The organism is Streptococcus oralis (assembly GCF_001075875.1).
In the GTDB taxonomy this organism is placed as follows: domain Bacteria; phylum Bacillota; class Bacilli; order Lactobacillales; family Streptococcaceae; genus Streptococcus; species Streptococcus oralis_I.
Window position 1 is genome coordinate 1 of record NZ_JUOS01000118.1, and the last position, 628, is coordinate 628.

Sequence of the window (628 nt, forward strand, 5' to 3'; positions counted from 1 at the left end):
GTTGAACTCAAAGGTAAAGGCATAAGAGCTACCTTTGGCAATCTTATCTCCTGCCTTGATAACCTTACCATTTTTCAATGTCACATCATAAGGTAACACAAGCTCTTTTTCTGCTGTGTATTCTGTACCCTTGATAATACCCTTCCAATTACCAGTATATCGGTCATGCTTAGTATCAAGCTTATCCAAACCGTCATATTGGTACAACATATGGTGTCTTTCTGGAATAGTTGCACCATCAAGAAGGTACTGAACAAAATCACCTAGCTGGACTTCTTTGCCATCAAGGACTTTCTTGCCAGTTCTATCAAGTACATGTTTTTCTGGGTGTTTTGGTTTAGGTGGCTCTGGTGTACGAGTAATAACCTTGGCAGTCATTTCTTCTTTATTGACAATATTGATGAAAGTATTCTCAATCTTATCACCAGTTTCAATACGCTCCGCCTCGATGTAGAAATCTGCATCAAAGGTTCCTTTAACTCCTAGAGAGTTTAGGAAGTCTTGATTGATAACGTAAGACCATTGGCCACCTTTGGCATCCCACTTAACAGTCACAAGTTTCTTGATAAACTCTGAATTGGTATCTTGGTTGAACTCAAAGGTAAAGGCATAAGAGCTACCTTTGGCA

Annotated in this window: 1 protein-coding gene; it reads right to left on the reverse strand. The window is 39.3% G+C overall.

Annotated features, from left to right (window positions below):
* Nucleotides 1-628, reverse strand: a 628-nt coding sequence (locus ADM33_RS06790; protein WP_049503989.1) for an LPXTG cell wall anchor domain-containing protein, incomplete at both ends; no start/stop codon positions are given.